15 protein-coding genes are annotated in these 15,588 nt (G+C 66.3%); 8 read left to right on the forward strand and 7 right to left on the reverse strand.

The annotated features are described in order from the left end of the window. From A5699_RS04045 to A5699_RS04055, 3 genes are read right to left on the reverse strand one after another with little or no spacing between them, the layout of a single operon-like run. Entirely contained in the window at positions 1 to 1,587 is a 1,587-nt protein-coding gene (locus tag A5699_RS04045) for a diol dehydratase reactivase ATPase-like domain-containing protein (protein WP_067765719.1), read from the reverse strand. Continuing rightward, on the reverse strand, positions 1,584 to 1,943 hold the full coding sequence (locus tag A5699_RS04050) for a diol dehydratase small subunit (protein WP_067765723.1): 360 nt from the start codon (positions 1,941 to 1,943) through the stop codon (positions 1,584 to 1,586). Before A5699_RS04050 ends, A5699_RS04045 begins: the two co-directional genes overlap by 4 nt. Continuing rightward, positions 1,940 to 4,219, reverse strand: coding sequence for a propanediol/glycerol family dehydratase large subunit (locus A5699_RS04055; RefSeq protein WP_067765726.1), 2,280 nt, complete (start codon positions 4,217 to 4,219; stop codon positions 1,940 to 1,942). The genes A5699_RS04050 and A5699_RS04055 overlap by 4 nt, the downstream gene beginning before the upstream one ends. A gap of 267 nt (positions 4,220 to 4,486) precedes the next feature. Here A5699_RS04055 and A5699_RS04060 point away from each other — a divergent pair, with 267 nt between their 5' ends. Next, complete coding sequence (locus A5699_RS04060; protein ID WP_067765729.1) at positions 4,487 to 5,917, forward strand: APC family permease; 1,431 nt, start codon at positions 4,487 to 4,489, stop codon at positions 5,915 to 5,917. Between the two features lie 169 nt (positions 5,918 to 6,086). Next, complete coding sequence (locus A5699_RS04065) at positions 6,087 to 7,166, forward strand: PucR family transcriptional regulator ligand-binding domain-containing protein (RefSeq protein WP_067765732.1); 1,080 nt, start codon at positions 6,087 to 6,089, stop codon at positions 7,164 to 7,166. Between the two features lie 22 nt (positions 7,167 to 7,188). Here the strand turns inward: A5699_RS04065 and A5699_RS04070 are convergent, their stop codons facing one another. Next, a complete protein-coding gene (locus tag A5699_RS04070; RefSeq protein WP_067765735.1) occupies positions 7,189 to 8,145 on the reverse strand; it encodes a TauD/TfdA family dioxygenase in 957 nt (318 codons plus the stop codon). A gap of 81 nt (positions 8,146 to 8,226) precedes the next feature. Here A5699_RS04070 and A5699_RS04075 point away from each other — a divergent pair, with 81 nt between their 5' ends. The 3 genes from A5699_RS04075 (at position 8,227) to A5699_RS04085 (ending at position 10,139) form a co-directional block, all read left to right on the forward strand. After that, complete coding sequence (locus A5699_RS04075; RefSeq protein ID WP_082957564.1) at positions 8,227 to 8,979, forward strand: IclR family transcriptional regulator; 753 nt, start codon at positions 8,227 to 8,229, stop codon at positions 8,977 to 8,979. An 82-nt stretch (positions 8,980 to 9,061) separates the two neighbouring features. Further along, entirely contained in the window at positions 9,062 to 9,394 is a 333-nt protein-coding gene (locus A5699_RS04080; RefSeq protein WP_197508182.1) for a hypothetical protein, read from the forward strand. After that, positions 9,387 to 10,139 carry a hypothetical protein gene (locus A5699_RS04085; RefSeq protein WP_067765744.1) on the forward strand — a complete coding sequence of 251 codons (753 nt, stop codon included), beginning with the start codon at positions 9,387 to 9,389 and terminating at the stop codon, positions 10,137 to 10,139. The genes A5699_RS04080 and A5699_RS04085 overlap by 8 nt, the downstream gene beginning before the upstream one ends. Before the next feature lie 10 nt (positions 10,140 to 10,149). Here A5699_RS04085 and A5699_RS04090 read toward each other — a convergent pair whose 3' ends face one another. Further along, positions 10,150 to 10,422: a hypothetical protein gene (locus tag A5699_RS04090; RefSeq protein WP_142254026.1), complete on the reverse strand. Its 273-nt coding sequence runs from the start codon at positions 10,420 to 10,422 to the stop codon at positions 10,150 to 10,152. A gap of 250 nt (positions 10,423 to 10,672) precedes the next feature. Between A5699_RS04090 and A5699_RS04095 the strand changes: the two genes are divergently transcribed. Continuing rightward, complete coding sequence (locus A5699_RS04095; RefSeq protein ID WP_067765750.1) at positions 10,673 to 11,587, forward strand: MBL fold metallo-hydrolase; 915 nt, start codon at positions 10,673 to 10,675, stop codon at positions 11,585 to 11,587. A 69-nt stretch (positions 11,588 to 11,656) separates the two neighbouring features. After that, positions 11,657 to 12,049 (forward strand): DUF488 domain-containing protein, encoded by a 393-nt coding sequence (locus A5699_RS04100; RefSeq protein WP_067765753.1) that lies wholly within the window; start codon positions 11,657 to 11,659, stop codon positions 12,047 to 12,049. Here A5699_RS04100 and A5699_RS04105 read toward each other — a convergent pair. Continuing rightward, positions 12,024 to 13,262 carry a S1C family serine protease gene (locus A5699_RS04105; protein WP_369806657.1) on the reverse strand — a complete coding sequence of 413 codons (1,239 nt, stop codon included), beginning with the start codon at positions 13,260 to 13,262 and terminating at the stop codon, positions 12,024 to 12,026. The genes A5699_RS04100 and A5699_RS04105 overlap by 26 nt on opposite strands. 369 nt (positions 13,263 to 13,631) lie before the next feature. Then, positions 13,632 to 14,042 carry a transglycosylase family protein gene (locus tag A5699_RS04110; RefSeq protein ID WP_067765756.1) on the reverse strand — a complete coding sequence of 137 codons (411 nt, stop codon included), beginning with the start codon at positions 14,040 to 14,042 and terminating at the stop codon, positions 13,632 to 13,634. Positions 14,043 to 14,533: 491 nt separating this feature from the next. Here A5699_RS04110 and A5699_RS04115 point away from each other — a divergent pair, with 491 nt between their 5' ends. After that, positions 14,534 to 15,550 (forward strand): TIGR03617 family F420-dependent LLM class oxidoreductase, encoded by a 1,017-nt coding sequence (locus A5699_RS04115; protein WP_067765759.1) that lies wholly within the window; start codon positions 14,534 to 14,536, stop codon positions 15,548 to 15,550. The last annotated feature ends 38 nt before the right edge of the window (positions 15,551 to 15,588 follow it).

Raw genomic sequence — 15,588 nt, forward strand, 5'->3', positions numbered from 1 at the left:
CTAACCCGCCACCGCAGCCACGACCAGCCCGTAGGCCACCGCAAAGCGATGTCCGAGCCGGCCGGCGACATTGCCGCGCCCGACGCTGACATGGTGTCCGAGCTGCTCGCTGACCGCACGGACGAGTTCGTCGTCACTGGCTCCCCCACCGACCAGCAGCACTTCGGTGGCGTCGGGACGAACCTGCTCGATCCCTCTCATCACGTTGCCGCCGATGATCATGCGCTTGGCGGCCAATCGCCAACTGCGCCATTCTGTTCCGGACATCTGCGACGTGAAGGGAAGCAGGCCGCTGGGTGCCGAGGTGAGCAACCACCCGGTACAGCGACCGTTGAGGGGCTTGTCGAGGAAGTGACGGCGACCGTGCTCATCCTCGACGAGTTGGACGGTGACCGCGGTGACCGCCTCCGCGCGTTTCGCGTATTCGGCTGCGCTCCTTGAGATGTCGAGGGCGGCGGCGGTGGCTGTGGTGAGCATCTGCCCAGCGCCCGGAAGTACGACACGGGACCCTTCGGTCACCACGTCCACGGTCCCACCGCCGACATCCACCACCACAACGTCGTCGGAGACACCGGGAGTGGTCAGTGCGCCGCCCCGAGCCGCAGCTGCTTCCGAATCGATGCGGGTGACAGTAACGCCGAGCGCCGCGCCGAGGTCCTCGACATCGGCCGGCGGGGTGTCGTCGTCACCCATGGTGGCCATGACCAGGCTGTCGACCGTGACCGACCCGCGTCGCGAATTCGCCTGCGCGGCAATATCCGCCAGGTGCACGACATGGGCCACCGAGCTCCGCTGTCCGGTCTCGACGGCTGGTTCGAGCACCCCGTGATCCGGCATCGGGCTCGCCGGCTCGGGACTCTCCAGAACGACCGCCGCGCAGGCACTGTCGAACAGCTGGTCGGCGACGATCCGGGCGTCGACGCGTTCGCCGTCGTGGAGACCGAATGCGTCGGCGAGCCAGAACGGATCGGTGAGCCGCTGTAGCGGCGCCACCCCCCGGCGCACTTCCACGGCCACCAGTGTCGCCGCCAATATCGGTCGCACGTCGACATCGTCGATCACCGGTAGTGCGGTGTTCAGCCGGTTGGACACGAGAACGGCCTCGTCGTTTGCCGTCAGCACCGCCACGATGTTCCGGCCGTCGGTCACCGCGGCGTTGACCGCACTCGCCACGTCGCGGTAGCCCCAGTCCGCGGTCGCGCACACGACGACCGGGCGTTCGCGGGCAACGTGTGCGAGTTGGTCGACGGGCACCGGAGCGCCGACGCCGACGGCATCGCCCGCAGTGGTCGCCGCCGATCGGGTAGCGATGGTGAGCCGCCCGGTGCGACGGGTCTCCAACTTGACGCGCTCGACAGCCGAATGCACCGGCGGGGTCGGAGCGAATGCGGCGCGGTCGATGACGAGGCCATGGCTGTCGGCCAACCGGCGGGCCAGCCGCGCGGCACCGTCGACCGCCCGCCGGGATCCCTTGCCGCCGCGCGTCGGCGTCCGCGCACTGCCCAGCACGTCGAGTTCGGCGCCCGCACGGCACAGCACCACCTCGGTGGTGGCGTTACCGATGTCGACGCCGACCCAGACTGTCATCGCAGCAAGCCGCGCCGCTGGTAGACCTGCGCGGCCTCCCGCACGAATCCGGCACAGATATGTGCCTCCTGTGCAGCGAGTCGCGCTGCCAGGTCCTCCAATTCGGCAAAAGTCGACCGTCTGGGCCGCAGCGCCTCGTATGCAGCGAGCATGTCCTCGGCGCTGAGTGCCGTCATCTCGGCCGCGCGCCGCAGGTTCAACCCGAGTTGCGCTGATCCGGTGCGTTCGGCGGTCTCGGCCTGGATCAGCAGGGTTTCTCGGCTGATCCGCACATCGTCGAGGACGAGATCACCGCTGCGCGCGGCTTCCACGGTGACCTCGGTGACGTCGCGGCCCGAATGTGAAGAGATGGTCATCGCATGAGCTCCAGTTCGATGTGGACCCGGCCGCCTTCGATGCGGCAGGCGGACTCCCGACGTTCGATGGCGACCATCGATACCACCTTGGTGTGGTACCGCGAGGTGATCGCCTCGTCGGTGTAGGCATTGCGCATCGGCGCCGGCGTCGCCCCTTTGGCGTGCCGACCGGCGTTGATCCCGATCAGCCGGTACATCTCCGGAGTGATCAAAGGAGCGACACTGAGCAATTCGAGGTTGGACAGCGGGGTGAGGTCGCGCCGGTGGATGAGCGTGGTGCCCTTGGCCTGTAACCCGACCGAGATCCCGGACCCCGACAGCTGAGCCGCCGACTTCCCGATGGCACCCAGGTCGATACTGTCGGTGATCCGGACCAGCCGCGGGACGCACTGCTCCTCCTCAAGCCCAGCCAGGATCTGCTCCAGCACGTCGTAGATGGTCATCCCCGACAGAGTGCGAAACAGCTTGGTGCCGAACGCCGGTGACACGCCGATGACGACCTCGCGCGGATCGTCACCCACCCGCGCCGGACCGATCGGTGCGAGCCGGTCCGGCTGGGCCGCCGCCGCCTGCTCTTTCACCAGGTCGGCCACCGACCGGGCCTGGCGCACCGCATCGATCTGGGCCTGGCGCTCAGCCGTCGGCCGATAGCCGGTGCCCGGTCCGCGGTAGTCGTTGGGATCCTGCAAGGCCGAGAGCACGTTCATCTCCTCGTCGAAGATGGCCGCGGTCTGCAAATAGTCGCCGCTGACCCTGGCCTTGGCCATGCCCAGCACCCGGTCGGCGAGGTCAGTGAAACCCGTCTCGGCCAGCGCGCCGACGACATCGAGGACAGTGAGGCCGGACTGGTCGATCATCCGGGCGGCGTTGAGCACTTTCACCCCGTCGGTCGGTGGCAGGTCCTTCGAACCTTCGGCTCCCACAACGGCTTCCACGTGAGCGTCATCGAAGTCGGCGAGGCCCAGATACTCGAACACCGCCCGAGTGGCCTCGGCGGCCAGCCGGCGCATGGACTCCAGGGTGGTCGGGTCGACGGGACGCAATCCCCCGTCGACTCCCCAGTCGCGCTGCAGCACCAGGTAGTCGTCGAGATCGGCGGCATTGAAGTTGGACGGGCCGAACATGTTGTCGTAGGCCGGGATCGAGCCGAAACCGGAGAAGATGAAATCCGACCCGGACAGCAGCACCGGCAACGTCCGACTGGTGCGGCGCATCGTGGATTCGGACATCAGACTGTCGTTGCCGCTGCAGGACTCCAGCCCGCGCAGCATCACCATGAGGTTCTCGGCGATCAGCTCACGGACACCACCGGGCACCGACGCGGTGATGCCGGCCCCGTCGATACCGCCGTTCTGCACGCCCTGCGCGCCGATGCCCTTGGCCAGCGCCACGCACCGAGATTCCAGGTAGTTCATGGACTTTCGCTCGGCCTGCCCCATGAGCACTTCCGAACCCGCCCCGCTGGACAGCCGCATCTTGATGCCGCGGGAGGCGTAGGACGACGTCAGGAATGCCTTGGACCACGGGGTGTCGTCACCGTCGGTGAAGACCTGCTCGGTGCCGTACACCGAAACCGTCTCGGCGTACGAGACCAGGCCGCGCACACCCATTTCCAGCTCGCGAGCCTCCTCGACCGAACACTGGGTCAATGCGCCGGGCGCCGGCACCTGCGAACCGATCAGCAGACCCACGGCGACAGCCGGGGCGTCGTCGAGCACCGGGACGGTGGCTTCCAGTTCCCGGAACCCGTACACCACAGCGGTGGCGGCATCCGCGGCAATCAGCAAGGGGTCGTCGAGACGGTTGGTGACGTGCGCCTGGTTGGCCGGCGTCCGGCGGGCACGCATCTTCATCATCGCCATCTGGATTTCCACCGGCTGCAGCATCGCGACGACACGCGCCATCTTGGCCGGGGTCAATCCGGAACAGACCCGCAGCACCTGCTCCCGGGGGACCGCCGAATCCACGATCATCCGGGCCAGGTCGGTCTCCGCCATCGCCATCGACCGGGGCGCCTCGGTGTGGTCGATGGCGTAGCGCACGATGAACTCGTCGATCGTGTCGAAGTCCGCGGCCGGGGTGGAGTCCATCTCGAGCACCGTGCCGTCATCCCCCACCACCCAGGATGGTTCCGGGTCGTGAGGTGAGAGGTGCGAGATCATTCCGAGTTCCGGATCGGCCTCGGCGAACCCGTCGAGGTTGACACGCTGTTCGTCCAACAGCCGAATCCGCCCCAACCGGTGGTCCTGCTCGATCTCGGTGCTGTCGTGCTGCATGACGCTCGCCGTACCTCTCTGTTGCGTGAGGGGCTCAGCATTGACCGAACACGAAGGGCGGAACAACGGCGCACACCGAGATTCCAACAACCTGTGTGATGCGCACGCCACTGCCGCCCGGCCGCTGTGACCTGGCCTACAACAAGGTGTTGGAAAGAGCCGTTCCGGCTCTGGCCGACAGCCCGTCCGTCTCGCAGACTTCATCCCCGGAACTCGACGGAGCCGGCGATCCGCGGCTCCTGTGGCAGAGGCCAGAGAGGATCAGTCATGTCCCAAGTTGTCGACGCGGACAGCTCACGCAGTCGCGACTCGTCGCCGGACGGTAGCCCCGCCAAACTGCGCGGAAACCTCGGCGTCCCCGCGATCGTGTTGATGGTGGTGGCAGCCGCCGCACCACTGTCGACCATCGGCGGCAACGTGCCGATCGCCATGGTGCTAGGAAAGACGACGGGAATTCCGGTCTCGTTCATCGTGGCCGGAGCAGTGTTCTTGCTTTTCGCGGCGAGCTTCGTGGCGATGTCGAAGTACGTCACCAAGCCTGGCGCGTTCTACGCCTACATCCAGATGGCCCTCGGCCGTGCGGCCGGGGCCGGGGCTGCGGTGCTCGCGCTTCCCGCCTACATGGCGACGCTGCTCGGTGTGTCGGCCTACGACGGGGTCATCCTCGCCGGCCTCATCGAACGCTTCGGTGGCCCGGAAATCCCGTGGTGGGTGCTGACCGCGCTGGTGCTCGCGGCCGTCGCATGGCTGGGTTACCGCGACATCGATCTCAGCGCCAAGGTCCTGGGCATCTTCCTGGTCTCGGAGGTGGCCATCCTGGTCGTCCTCGACCTGGTCATCGTCCTGCAGGGCGGCGAGAAGGGCATCACCGGTGACTCGTTCACGCCGCAGGGCCTTGCCGGCGGTGTGGGCATCGCACTGCTGTACGCCCTGTGGGGCTTTGTCGGTGTGGAGGCCACCGCGGTCTTCCGTGACGAGGCCAAGGACCCGGACCGGACCGTGCCGCGCGCGACCTACTGGGCCGTCGGAATCGTGGCGAGCTTCTACGCCTTCTCCAGCTGGGCCCTGATCGAGGGCAACGGCGGCCCCGATGCCGTCGCCGCGGCCGAGGCCGACCCGGACAACTTCATGGTGAACACCGCACAGCAGTACCTCGGCATGCTGGGGCGCGATCTGACCACCGGCTTCTGGTTCATCAGCGTCTTCGCCTGCGCCCTGGCCTTCCACAACATCGCCTCGCGATATGCCTTCGCACTGGGGCAGAGCGGCATCTTCCCGAAGCGTCTGGGTGAGGTGCACGGCCGCCACGGCGCCCCATCGAACGCGTCGCTGGCCATCACCGTCGCCTCGTTCGTGATCATGGGGATCTTTGTCGCACTCAAGCTGGACCCGGTGCTGCAGATCTTCGGGCCCCTCGGTGGCCTCGGGATCTTGGCGCTCGCGATCCTGTGGCTGCTGACCACCGTCTCCGTGGTGATCTTCTTCAAACGTCGCGGCGACTCGACCCGCAACGTGGTGTTGGGCTCGGCGGCCACGCTCGCCCTGGCCGGGGCACTGGTACTGGTCGTGTCGAATCTGACCCTGATCGTCGGTGGCAGCTCCACCCTCGCGGTGATCTTCGGCCTGATGCCGCTCGTGTTCTTCGGCGCCGGCATGCTTCTCAGCCGACGGTCGACGGCGGACCTGTCGACGATGTGATCGGTGAAGGGCAGGTTCGTCGACAAAATCTCCGTCGACGGACCTGCCCTCTCCGCGCTGCAGAGGGCCCACCGACCGCTGGTACCGTCTTTCGCCGGGGGGCGGTGTGCCGCCGAGGTCTCGCCGACAGGAGCAACGGATAAGCGGGTAGATCAGGAGAAGGCGCGACATGTCTGAGGAATCGCCGCTGACCGTGGCGGCAGCCTTGACCGTGGCGCCCCTGGACCGGGGCTCGGTGATCGCCGGTCATCGTGGTTTGACCCGTGGGGTCGGCTGGGTGGACATCATCCATGCCCCCGCCGAATCGTTCATCCGTACCGGCGACCTCGTGTTGTGTACCGGCGCCGACATCCGTCAGCCCGGCAATCGGGAATTCCTCACGTACCTGGTGTCCTCCCCGGCCGCCGGACTCGTCTTGAGCCCTCCCCCCGAAGTCAGCGTCCGCGAACTTCTCAAATCGCTGGTTCCGCTGGCCGATCGTCACGAGTTCCCGGTGGTTCTGCTGCCCTGGGAGATCGCCTTCGCCGATGTGCAGAAGAATCTGCTCCCGCTGGTGAGCCCGTCGATCCCGGGAGCACGGGTGGAGATGGCCATCGGACGCCGCCAGCATGACGACCCCGGCTGGAGCGAACTCGCCGGCGCCTTCACCGAAGCCCTCCACGACCTGGCACTTGCCGCCGATCTCACCGTGAGTTCGTCGGTCACCGATGACTTGGTGATGAGCCACTTCGCGCCGGCCCCGCCGGCAGCCACCGTCTCGGTGTTGGTCGCCTCGGCCCAGCGCCTCGGTGCGCTTCCCGAGGATCTCGTCAGTTGGGCAATGCTGCCGCCGGTCCGCGACCAGTCCGTCACCGTGACGGCAGCGGTGTCGCCGACCCTGCCCGAACGGCCCGCCGGCTCATGGCAATTCGCCGAGGTCCTGCGCCAGCACCCGCAGTCCATGGCGACGATCCTCGAGACCTTGCAGCCGCTGCTGGACTACGACCGCACCCGTCGGGGTCAGCTCGTCCACACGTTGGAGATCCTTCTGAACGAGGCCACCAACACCAGCGCAGCGGCACGAGCGCTGTACTTGAACCGGCACTCGTTGATCTATCGGATCAAGCTCATCGAGGAACTCACCGGACTGTCGCTCAAGGACCCCGCGGACCGCTTCCAGCTGGAGGTCAGTGTTCGCGTCCACCAGCTCAACGAGGCGCGTACCGACGGTCACCGCGCCGGCCCGGAAAACACCGCCTGCTTACCCTGACCCCGGCGCACCGAGGTGTGGCTCAGACCGTCATCTCGAGGATCTTGTCGCCTTGGACGTTGCCCTCGAAGTAGCCCAGACCGTAGTCACCCTCGATCGTGGTGCGGTGCATGACGCGCGGCTCGTCCGGGTCGTGGCCGGTGACGGAGTGCAGCATCCGCAGGTTGTCCCAGATCACCATGTCGGTGGGACGCCACGTGTGGAAGTAAGGCCGGATGCCGGCCAGCATCTCCTTGCACACCGCCTCGAGGAGTTCGTCACCGACCGACGACTCATCGCCTTCGATGCCCTCGGCCATCCACGGTGACACGTGCAGAACCTTCTCGCCGGTGGCCCGGGTCCACACCGCGGGATGGATTGCGCGGGGAAGCTTCTTGCCGTAATCGATCGTCTTCTGCAGGGCCGCGTGCGGCTGGATCTCACGGAACCCGTCGGCGAGGCCGAAGCGCATTTCTGCGAAGCGCAGGTTCAGGGTGTAGATGATGTTGCGGTCCTCGATCTGCCGGCGTAACTGCGGCGACAGGTTCTTGTAAAGGTCGATGCCGTCGGCGAATCCGGTCTCGCCGCCGTGGCTGACACCGGTCACACACCGCAGGACGCCCGCGAGGTTCAATTCGTTGTTGTAGCAGTGGTCGAAGTGCCAGGGCAGCCACGACGTGACCTCCTTGCCGTCGACTTCGACGATGTTGCCCTCACGCGGCGCCTGGCCGATCTCGATGACGCCGGGATGCAACGCTCCCCCGGCCCGCGGCACGGTCGGTACCGGATGGTCCTTCAGCGGGCCGAACACCTTGCTGATCTCCACCTGGAGCCGGCCGTCGGGTTCGACCTTTTCGAACAGGATCATCCCGCGCTCCTGGAACACCCTTCGAAGACGGTCGCGGACCTGCGAATCCTCCAACACCGCGAGGGTGACGCCGGTGACCCGGGCGCCGAACGCGAGGTCATCCCGGAGGGGCCGGACGTGGATGGCTGACATGGCTTATTCCTCCTGGATCGACAGACGTCATATCAATATCTGATATGGTGGATCACTATTCAACATTAGCGAGGTGGACAGATGGCAGTCAAGGGCAGTTCGACAGCCGCGCGCGTGCTGACCGTGTTCGAGGCAGTCGCGGCCAACCAGCCCGTCGGCGTCGCCGCGCTTTCTCGGCTGCTGGGGATCGACAAGAGCGCCGTACAGCGCGCCCTCGTGACGCTCTCCGATCAGGGCTGGATCCAAGCGCGCGAGGAGCAGCTGACCCGATGGGAGACCACTGGACGCATCCTGAGCATCGCCCATAGTTCGCGCGCGAAATCCGACCTGCGCCACCGGATCCAGTCCGCGCTCGAGCACCTCGCTGCGCAGACCGGTGAAACCGCGATGTTCAACGAACCGGACGGTCCGCACCTGGTGGTGTCACAGGTGGCGGAGAGCCGGCAGGCGTTGCGCATGGTGCCACGCATCGGTGCCATGGTGCCGGCACGCGAAAGTGCCACCGGGCGTGTCCTTTTGCCGTTCCTGAGCCAGGATCGGCAGATCGAACTGCTCGGCGAACTGCCCGACGCGGAGTTTCTGGCCCAACTCGACGCCTGCCGCACCCGCGGTTATGCCGCCAGTAGCGAGGTGAATGCGCCGTCCATGACCATCGCAGCACCCGTATTCGAAGCCGACGGCCGCCCGATCGGCGCGGTGGCGATCAGTGGCCCGGCCGAGCGCATGCCGCCCGACAGCCACCCACGCTTGGCGGACTTGGTATGCCAAACAGCGAATCAGCTGTCACGTCGTGTTCCGCCGCCGCCCGATCAGGGCGATCTTCCCTACCCGTGATGGGACTCATTGATGGGCATTACCCTATTTGGGTATTACCCAATTGTGTCGTGGTGAGTAGTATGGCGTCAGGAGGTAGATGATGAGCAGCCCACAGCGCGCCAGGCATTTCGTCACCGAGGTCGAGGTCGATCCGCGGCGTCGTGTTTCGCTGGGCAAGGCCGGCAAGCCCGGTCACCGTCGCTACCGGGTGGAGGAAGACGACATGGGCGTACTCACACTGATACCCGTGGTCAGCGTGCCGGTCACCATGATCGCCGATCGCCTACGCAAGGCGGTCGCCCTCGCCGACGCCGGTGACCTGCGTCCACGTCCGGAGCGGTCCCGTTCCCAGCCGGAGGACGCCGCGCCCGGGAAAGACCGTGCACCTGCAGCCCGGCGGTCTCGCACCGCAACCACGCGCCGACGTGCCTGACGGCGACGGGCCGCTGACTTCCGAACGACCGTTCCCGGGACCGACGACGCCGCTGGCTCGCGCCGGTCGCGGCTATACGCGCTGCGCTGTCGGCTTCATCGACACTCTCGGCGCCAAGACCTTCGCCGGCAGCGAGAAGTTTCTCAACGCGCTGGCCTACATGGTCGACCTGCAACAGAAAGTGGCCCAGGCCCAACCCGGCGGAGCCGTGCGCACGGTGTACTTCTCCGACAACATCGGCGCGTCGATCCCCCTGGCGGGGCTCGACGCCACCAGTGAGAAGCGCGCGGTGTGTCAGCTGCTACGCCTGCTGGCCGGCATCCAGCTGTACTACCTGCGCGACTTCGGGATCCTGTGTCGCGGCGGGGTGGTCGTCGGTGACTGCTTCCACAGCCCGAACATGATCTTCGGTCCCGCGCTCGTGCAGGCCTACCTGCTGGAAGGCAGAGCGGTGAGCCCGCGCATCGCGGTTTCCGACGAGATCGCCGCGCTCGCCGGCGATGACGTGGTGGCATTGCTTCCACCCGAACCGCTCGTCGAACACGGCCGGACGATCGGCACTGCCCGTGCAATCGACTTCATGCGCGCCGAGTGCCCCGGCGAGCCGGGACAGACAGAGTATTTGGCACAGCTGCGGACCGTCATCGCGGCGATGTTGAATCAGTCGGACGCGGCGGCACGCCCGAAATGGGAGTGGACCGCACACCGGCTCGCCACACTCGAGGCCGCTCTCTCGGCTCCCTGAGCCGACCTCGTCAGTCGTCGAACACGAAATCGAGCACGATGGCGCCCCGGTCGGCATCCAGCGACCAGTAGATCCACAGGCTCGGTGAGCCGGCTTCGATCAAGGTGCGACGGATCGCGCGGTCCACACCGGGCAGCGCGACCGGCTCTGCGGCCGCCCACGCGTCGTCGGACTGGAACTCGATGTCGTCGAGGATCTCCCTGGCACGCAACACCATCGCCATCCGATGGTGTGGCTCGAACAATGCGTCCCACGACTCCTCAGCTAGTTCCGTCCACCACACGCCGGAATGCTACCGCGGCCATCCGACACCGGGCCGCAGGCTCCGGCGCAGGCGTCGAGAACGGCAGTTCCGGAAAAGGAAGGACCTCCGCTGCCAAAAATGTTCGGCCACAACGGTTTAGACGAGATTCCGCCCGACAGGCGCGCCGACCGTACTTCACTGGATAGTTCCGGCGACGCCACGGCGTTCAACGTCACGACAGGTCATTTGCACCATGTCGTCGGGAACAGCCACTCAGGAGGAGAACAGGATGAGCGTGGACAGCGTGTCGCACCTTGGCAGCCAGGGTATCGACGAGTTGGTTCCGTCACGGTACGCGGTGCAGGTCGGCAACATCGAGGTACTGGTGATCAGCGATGGCGTACTGCCGATTACCGCGTCGACGTTGGCCACCAACGCCGACTCGGCGGATCTGGCGGGCTGGCTCGGGGACAATTTCCTGCCGCCGGACGTCGTCGACTGGCCGCTGAACGTCGTCGTGGTCCGTAGCGGCGATCGGACCATCCTGGTCGACGCCGGACTCGGTCTGGAATTCCCGGATTTTCCGCGGGCCGGACAGACCGCCATGCGTCTGGAGGCCGCCGGTGTCGATCTGGGATCGGTCACCGACGTGGTGCTCACCCACCTGCACATGGACCACGTCGGCGGGTTGCTCACCGACGGGGTGAAAGAACGGCTGCGCCCCGATCTGCGGGTGCACGTCGCCACCGCGGAGGCCGAGTTCTGGGAAGCCCCCGATTTCTCGCATACCACCATGCCGCAGCCGATACCGGACGTGCTGCGGACCGTCGCCTCGCGTTTCTTGGACGGATACCGTAGCCAACTGCGGCCTTTCGAGACCGAATACGAGGTGGCACCGGGAGTCCTCGTGAGTCGCACCGGTGGACACACCCCCGGGCACAGTGTCGTCCGACTGGAGTCCGGCGGCGATCGTCTGACGTTCGCCGGTGATGCCGTCTTCGCCCCGGGATTCGACAATCCCGAGTGGCACAACGGATTCGAACACGACCCAGAGGAAGCGGCCCGCGTACGGGTGAACCTGCTGCGGGAGTTGGCCGCGACCGGCGAGTCGCTGGTCGCCACTCACCTACCGTTCCCGTCCGTCTGCCGGGTCGCGGTCGCCGGTGACGCCTTCCGGTGTGTGCCGGCCGTCTGGGATTACTGATCTCGCGGCCACCTCACGTCAGGTCCGATGGTGGACCTGACGTGAGGTAGAAACGATGAGGAGGCGACGATGACTGACTCACCACATCAGGTTCGGATACGCCGGGTCTACGAGGATCCGAGTCCGGACGACGGTGCACGGATTCTGGTCGACCGGCTGTGGCCGAGGGGTGTGAGTAAGGACCGCGCGGCTCTCGACGAGTGGTGCAAACAGGTGGCGCCATCCACCGACCTGCGCAAGTGGTATGGCCACGACCCGGCGCGCTTTGCGGAGTTCAGCCATCGGTACCAGGCCGAGCTTGTCGAGCCCGAACGTGCCGCCGGGCTCGACCATCTACGGGATCTGGCGAAGAGGGGCACCGTGACGTTGCTGACGGCGACCAGGGATCCACAGATCAGCGAGGCCGCCGTACTGGCGGAGCTGATCGCCGGGAAGTTCAGGCCTGCGTCTGCCCCAGAGTGACATCCAGGGTGCGGGACGCCCCCGACGGGTCTTCGTACGTCAGCGTGACGGTGTCACCCGGTGCCTTGGCATGCACGGCCGCGACCAACGCGTCCGGACCGTCGATCACCTGGCTGTCGACCTTCGTGATCACCGACCCCCGGGGTAGACCCGCCTGCGCCGCCGGGCTGCCCTCGACGACTCCGGCCACCGCCGCACCATGGGTGTCGGCATCGGCGAGCTGCACACCAAGCGAGGCATGCTGAACCGTCCCGGTCGAAACCAATTCGTCGGCAATGCGTTTGGCCTGATCGACCGGAATCGCGAAACCCAGGCCGATGGATCCGGCCGGCCCGCCCTGCGACCCTTGCCCACCGCCCAGTGAGGCGATCGCCGAGTTCACGCCGATGAGGTCGCCGTTCATGTCCACCAGCGCACCGCCCGAGTTGCCCGGGTTGATCGCCGCATCGGTCTGAATGGCACTCATCACCGAATGCTGACCGGTCTGCCCGTCACCGGTGACCACCGGGCGGTTCAGGGCGCTGATGATTCCGGTGGTGACCGTCCCCTGCAGGCCCAGCGGTGAACCGATCGCCACGACGTTCTGCCCCACCTTCAGATCCTTCGACGAGCCGATGCTGATCGGTGTGAGCCCAGAGATGTTCTGCGCCTTCACCACCGCGATGTCGTCGGCAGGGTCGGTGCCGATCACCGTGAACGGCACCGTGCGTCCGTCGGAGGTCGTCACCGTCGCCGCCATGGCACCGCCCGTCCGTCCCGACGGATTGGCCGAGGGGCCATCGGGGGCAAACGGATTGTCTCCGGGGAACAGTCCGCGCGGCAGGCCGGGGAACTGACGATCAGGTGACGCCTCGGCGGCCAGGGGTCCCCGACCGCCGGCGCCTTGCGCGGCCGAGGCGACCACGTGGTTGTTGGTCAGAATCAAACCGTCTTCGCTCAAGACGATGCCGGACCCTTCCTCACGTCCGCGCCCCGTCTCGATCTGCAACTTGACCACGCTGGGCAGCACCTTGGCCGACACTTGCTCGACCGTGCCGGCGGGAGCGGTGTTCTTCGGCTGCCCGGGAGCAGCGCCGATTGCCGGCGACGGCTTGGCGGCGTGGTCGGCGGCCGGGGCCTGCGCCACCGGTGTGGTTTGCCCGGCATGGTCCATCACGGCGACCGCCGCCACCGCACCGGTTGCCATCGCCACCGCGGCCGTGCCGGCAACCAGCACGCCGGCGCGAGACTTCTTCCTCGGCTGCGGATGATCCGGCACCAGTGGCTCTTCGAACTTCTGGGTGATCTCGGGATGCAACCCGTAAGGCGGAGAGGGCTGTCGATACCCCGCGCGGCTCCACGGACTCGGATTATGTTGACCCGTCATGTGATTCGTTTCACGCCCAGAGTTGCTGTGCTGCGACGGCTGCGCCGACCATTGATCCATCAAAATTGCTTCTTCCCTTGCGACACCGACATATATGCGCCATGCCGGCGCCTACGTAGATGTTGCAGTGACCTACTGAGCGTTTGCTGAGAATGAGTTCGGCGCTGCCCAAGACTTTTTCGCCGTCGACGGCTGACGGCGTGGCGACCGTTGCGTTCAGGCCAACGGATTGAGCACCAGAGTGCACAGTCGAGGAAGGTTGGCCAATGGAATCCAGGCCACCAACTGACGGCAGGTTCCGGTGGCCATACCGATGGGGCCGCCGCAGACCGGCCACGCGCCGAGACCTTGCGTCTGCAATACGTTGCGCGCCACCCGGATCTGCTCCTCGCGTGAAGCGGCGGCCGGTGACCCCGTTCCGCCGTGTGAGGCCCACGTGGCCGGGGTGAACTGCAGCCCACCGTAAAACCCGTTGCCGGTGTCGGCCGACCAGTTTCCGCCCGATTCGCATTGGGCCATCGCATCCCAGTTCGGTTCTGCGCCGGCAGGCGGGACGGTCAAGACTGTCTGCGCCAGGGCCATCGCGCCGACGAAGGCGACCACCGTGGCGATCTTGCGCGTACGCATGTCGACCCCCTCCTGGCGTTGTACGCCGAAGCGCACGCCGGTTAAGGCAAGGGCGAGAGATTGTTGCTCCACCCCATCGTGGTACGGAGCTTACCCATGGGATGAAAGTAAAAAACACGTGCTAGAGAGTCTTATTATCTTCTCTGAGTTTATTTAATAGTTATGCGCCTAGTGGGGCAGATGAGTCGAACAACGGCCCCTGTCAGGACGCGATACTGTCCAGGTCAGGGCCATGAGCGACGCTCACAATCGGCGTTCCGTCAGCCCCGTGAAATTTGAGTCAAATGTGAATTCAGATCTGCAAGTGAACAAAGGGAGAATAATTTCCCCTGTGACTCATGTGCTAATTGAGATAGTTGTGGCCGCTGTTGCAGAACGTTGCTCGCTGCGCCCGTTTCACCGGGCGGCGCGGCAGCCGCCCGAATTGCCGAGGCGCCCCGATAAAACGGTTCACTTCCACCGTCGGGTGCTGGGCACGTACGCTCCCCCACGTGTACGTCGACGTGATGACCGTTCCGCAACCGTTGGCCCGAATCGGTGAACTCGCCCGTCGCACCCAGGCCGCCGGATTCGCCGGCCTGCTGCTCACCGAGACCGGTCGCACGGCATACCTCAACGCCGCGGTCGCCTCTCAAGCTGCGCCCGGCCTGACCCTGTCGACCGGTGTCGCCGTTGCCTTTCCGCGCAGCCCGTTCATCACCGCAGCCTCGGCATGGGAACTCCAGGAAGCCACCGGCGGGAGATTCCGACTGGGCATCGGCACCCAGGTCCGCACGCACGTCGTACGCCGTTACGGAATGCCGTTCGAACACCCCGGCCCGCGCCTGCGCGATTACGTGTTGGCGGTCAGGGCCTGTTTCGCCGCCTTCCGGACCGGAAAGCTGGACCATCACGGCGATTTCTACAACCTCGACTTCATCACTGCGCAGTGGAGTCCCGGCCCGATCGATGCGGCCGACCCCAAAGTCGATGTCGCTGCAGTGAATCCGTGGATGCTACGGATGGCCGGTGAGGTCGCCGATGGTGTGCACATCCATCCGATCGGAGAACCCGGCTACATCACCCGCCATGTGCTGCCCAACCTGGCGGCCGGCGCAGCGAAGGCCGGCCGGTCGGTTGCCGACATTGCCAAGATCGTGCCGGTCATGACGATCGTCGGTGACAGTGATGCCGAACGGGCCCATGAGCGCGAGTTGGTCCGGGCCAGCATGAGCTTCTACGGAAGCACGCCGAACTATGCGTTCATCTGGGACGAGGCCGGCTTCGAGGGAACCACCGCGCGACTTCGGGAGAAGCAGAAGGCCGGGGACCTCGCAGGCATGGCGGCCCAGATCACCGACGACCACATCGCTGCGTTCGCCACCGAGTCGACCTGGGACGGATTGGCCGACGCATTGTCCGCCAAGTACCAGGGCGTCGCGACGCGCATCGTGCTCTACAACGCCCTGGCCGGGCCCGATCGTCTCGAACGCTACGGAGAAATTGCGCGGCAGCTGTCGGCGGTGTGATCGAAACGGGCTTTCGCGCCGGCCGACCACATCGCCGA

The sequence above is a fragment of the Mycobacterium sp. E802 genome (assembly GCF_001666875.1).
Lineage (GTDB): Bacteria > Actinomycetota > Actinomycetes > Mycobacteriales > Mycobacteriaceae > Mycobacterium.

Coding starts and splice junctions, on each gene's coding strand:
- A5699_RS04045 (WP_067765719.1), bottom strand. CDS start 1,587: ATGACAGTCTGGGTCGGCGTCGACATCGGTAACGCCACCACCGAGGTG.
- A5699_RS04050 (WP_067765723.1), bottom strand. CDS start 1,943: ATGACCATCTCTTCACATTCGGGCCGCGACGTCACCGAGGTCACCGTG.
- A5699_RS04055 (WP_067765726.1), bottom strand. CDS start 4,219: ATGCAGCACGACAGCACCGAGATCGAGCAGGACCACCGGTTGGGGCGG.
- A5699_RS04060 (WP_067765729.1), top strand. CDS start 4,487: ATGTCCCAAGTTGTCGACGCGGACAGCTCACGCAGTCGCGACTCGTCG.
- A5699_RS04065 (WP_067765732.1), top strand. CDS start 6,087: ATGTCTGAGGAATCGCCGCTGACCGTGGCGGCAGCCTTGACCGTGGCG.
- A5699_RS04070 (WP_067765735.1), bottom strand. CDS start 8,145: ATGTCAGCCATCCACGTCCGGCCCCTCCGGGATGACCTCGCGTTCGGC.
- A5699_RS04075 (WP_082957564.1), top strand. CDS start 8,227: ATGGCAGTCAAGGGCAGTTCGACAGCCGCGCGCGTGCTGACCGTGTTC.
- A5699_RS04080 (WP_197508182.1), top strand. CDS start 9,062: ATGAGCAGCCCACAGCGCGCCAGGCATTTCGTCACCGAGGTCGAGGTC.
- A5699_RS04095 (WP_067765750.1), top strand. CDS start 10,673: ATGAGCGTGGACAGCGTGTCGCACCTTGGCAGCCAGGGTATCGACGAG.
- A5699_RS04100 (WP_067765753.1), top strand. CDS start 11,657: ATGACTGACTCACCACATCAGGTTCGGATACGCCGGGTCTACGAGGAT.
- A5699_RS04110 (WP_067765756.1), bottom strand. CDS start 14,042: ATGCGTACGCGCAAGATCGCCACGGTGGTCGCCTTCGTCGGCGCGATG.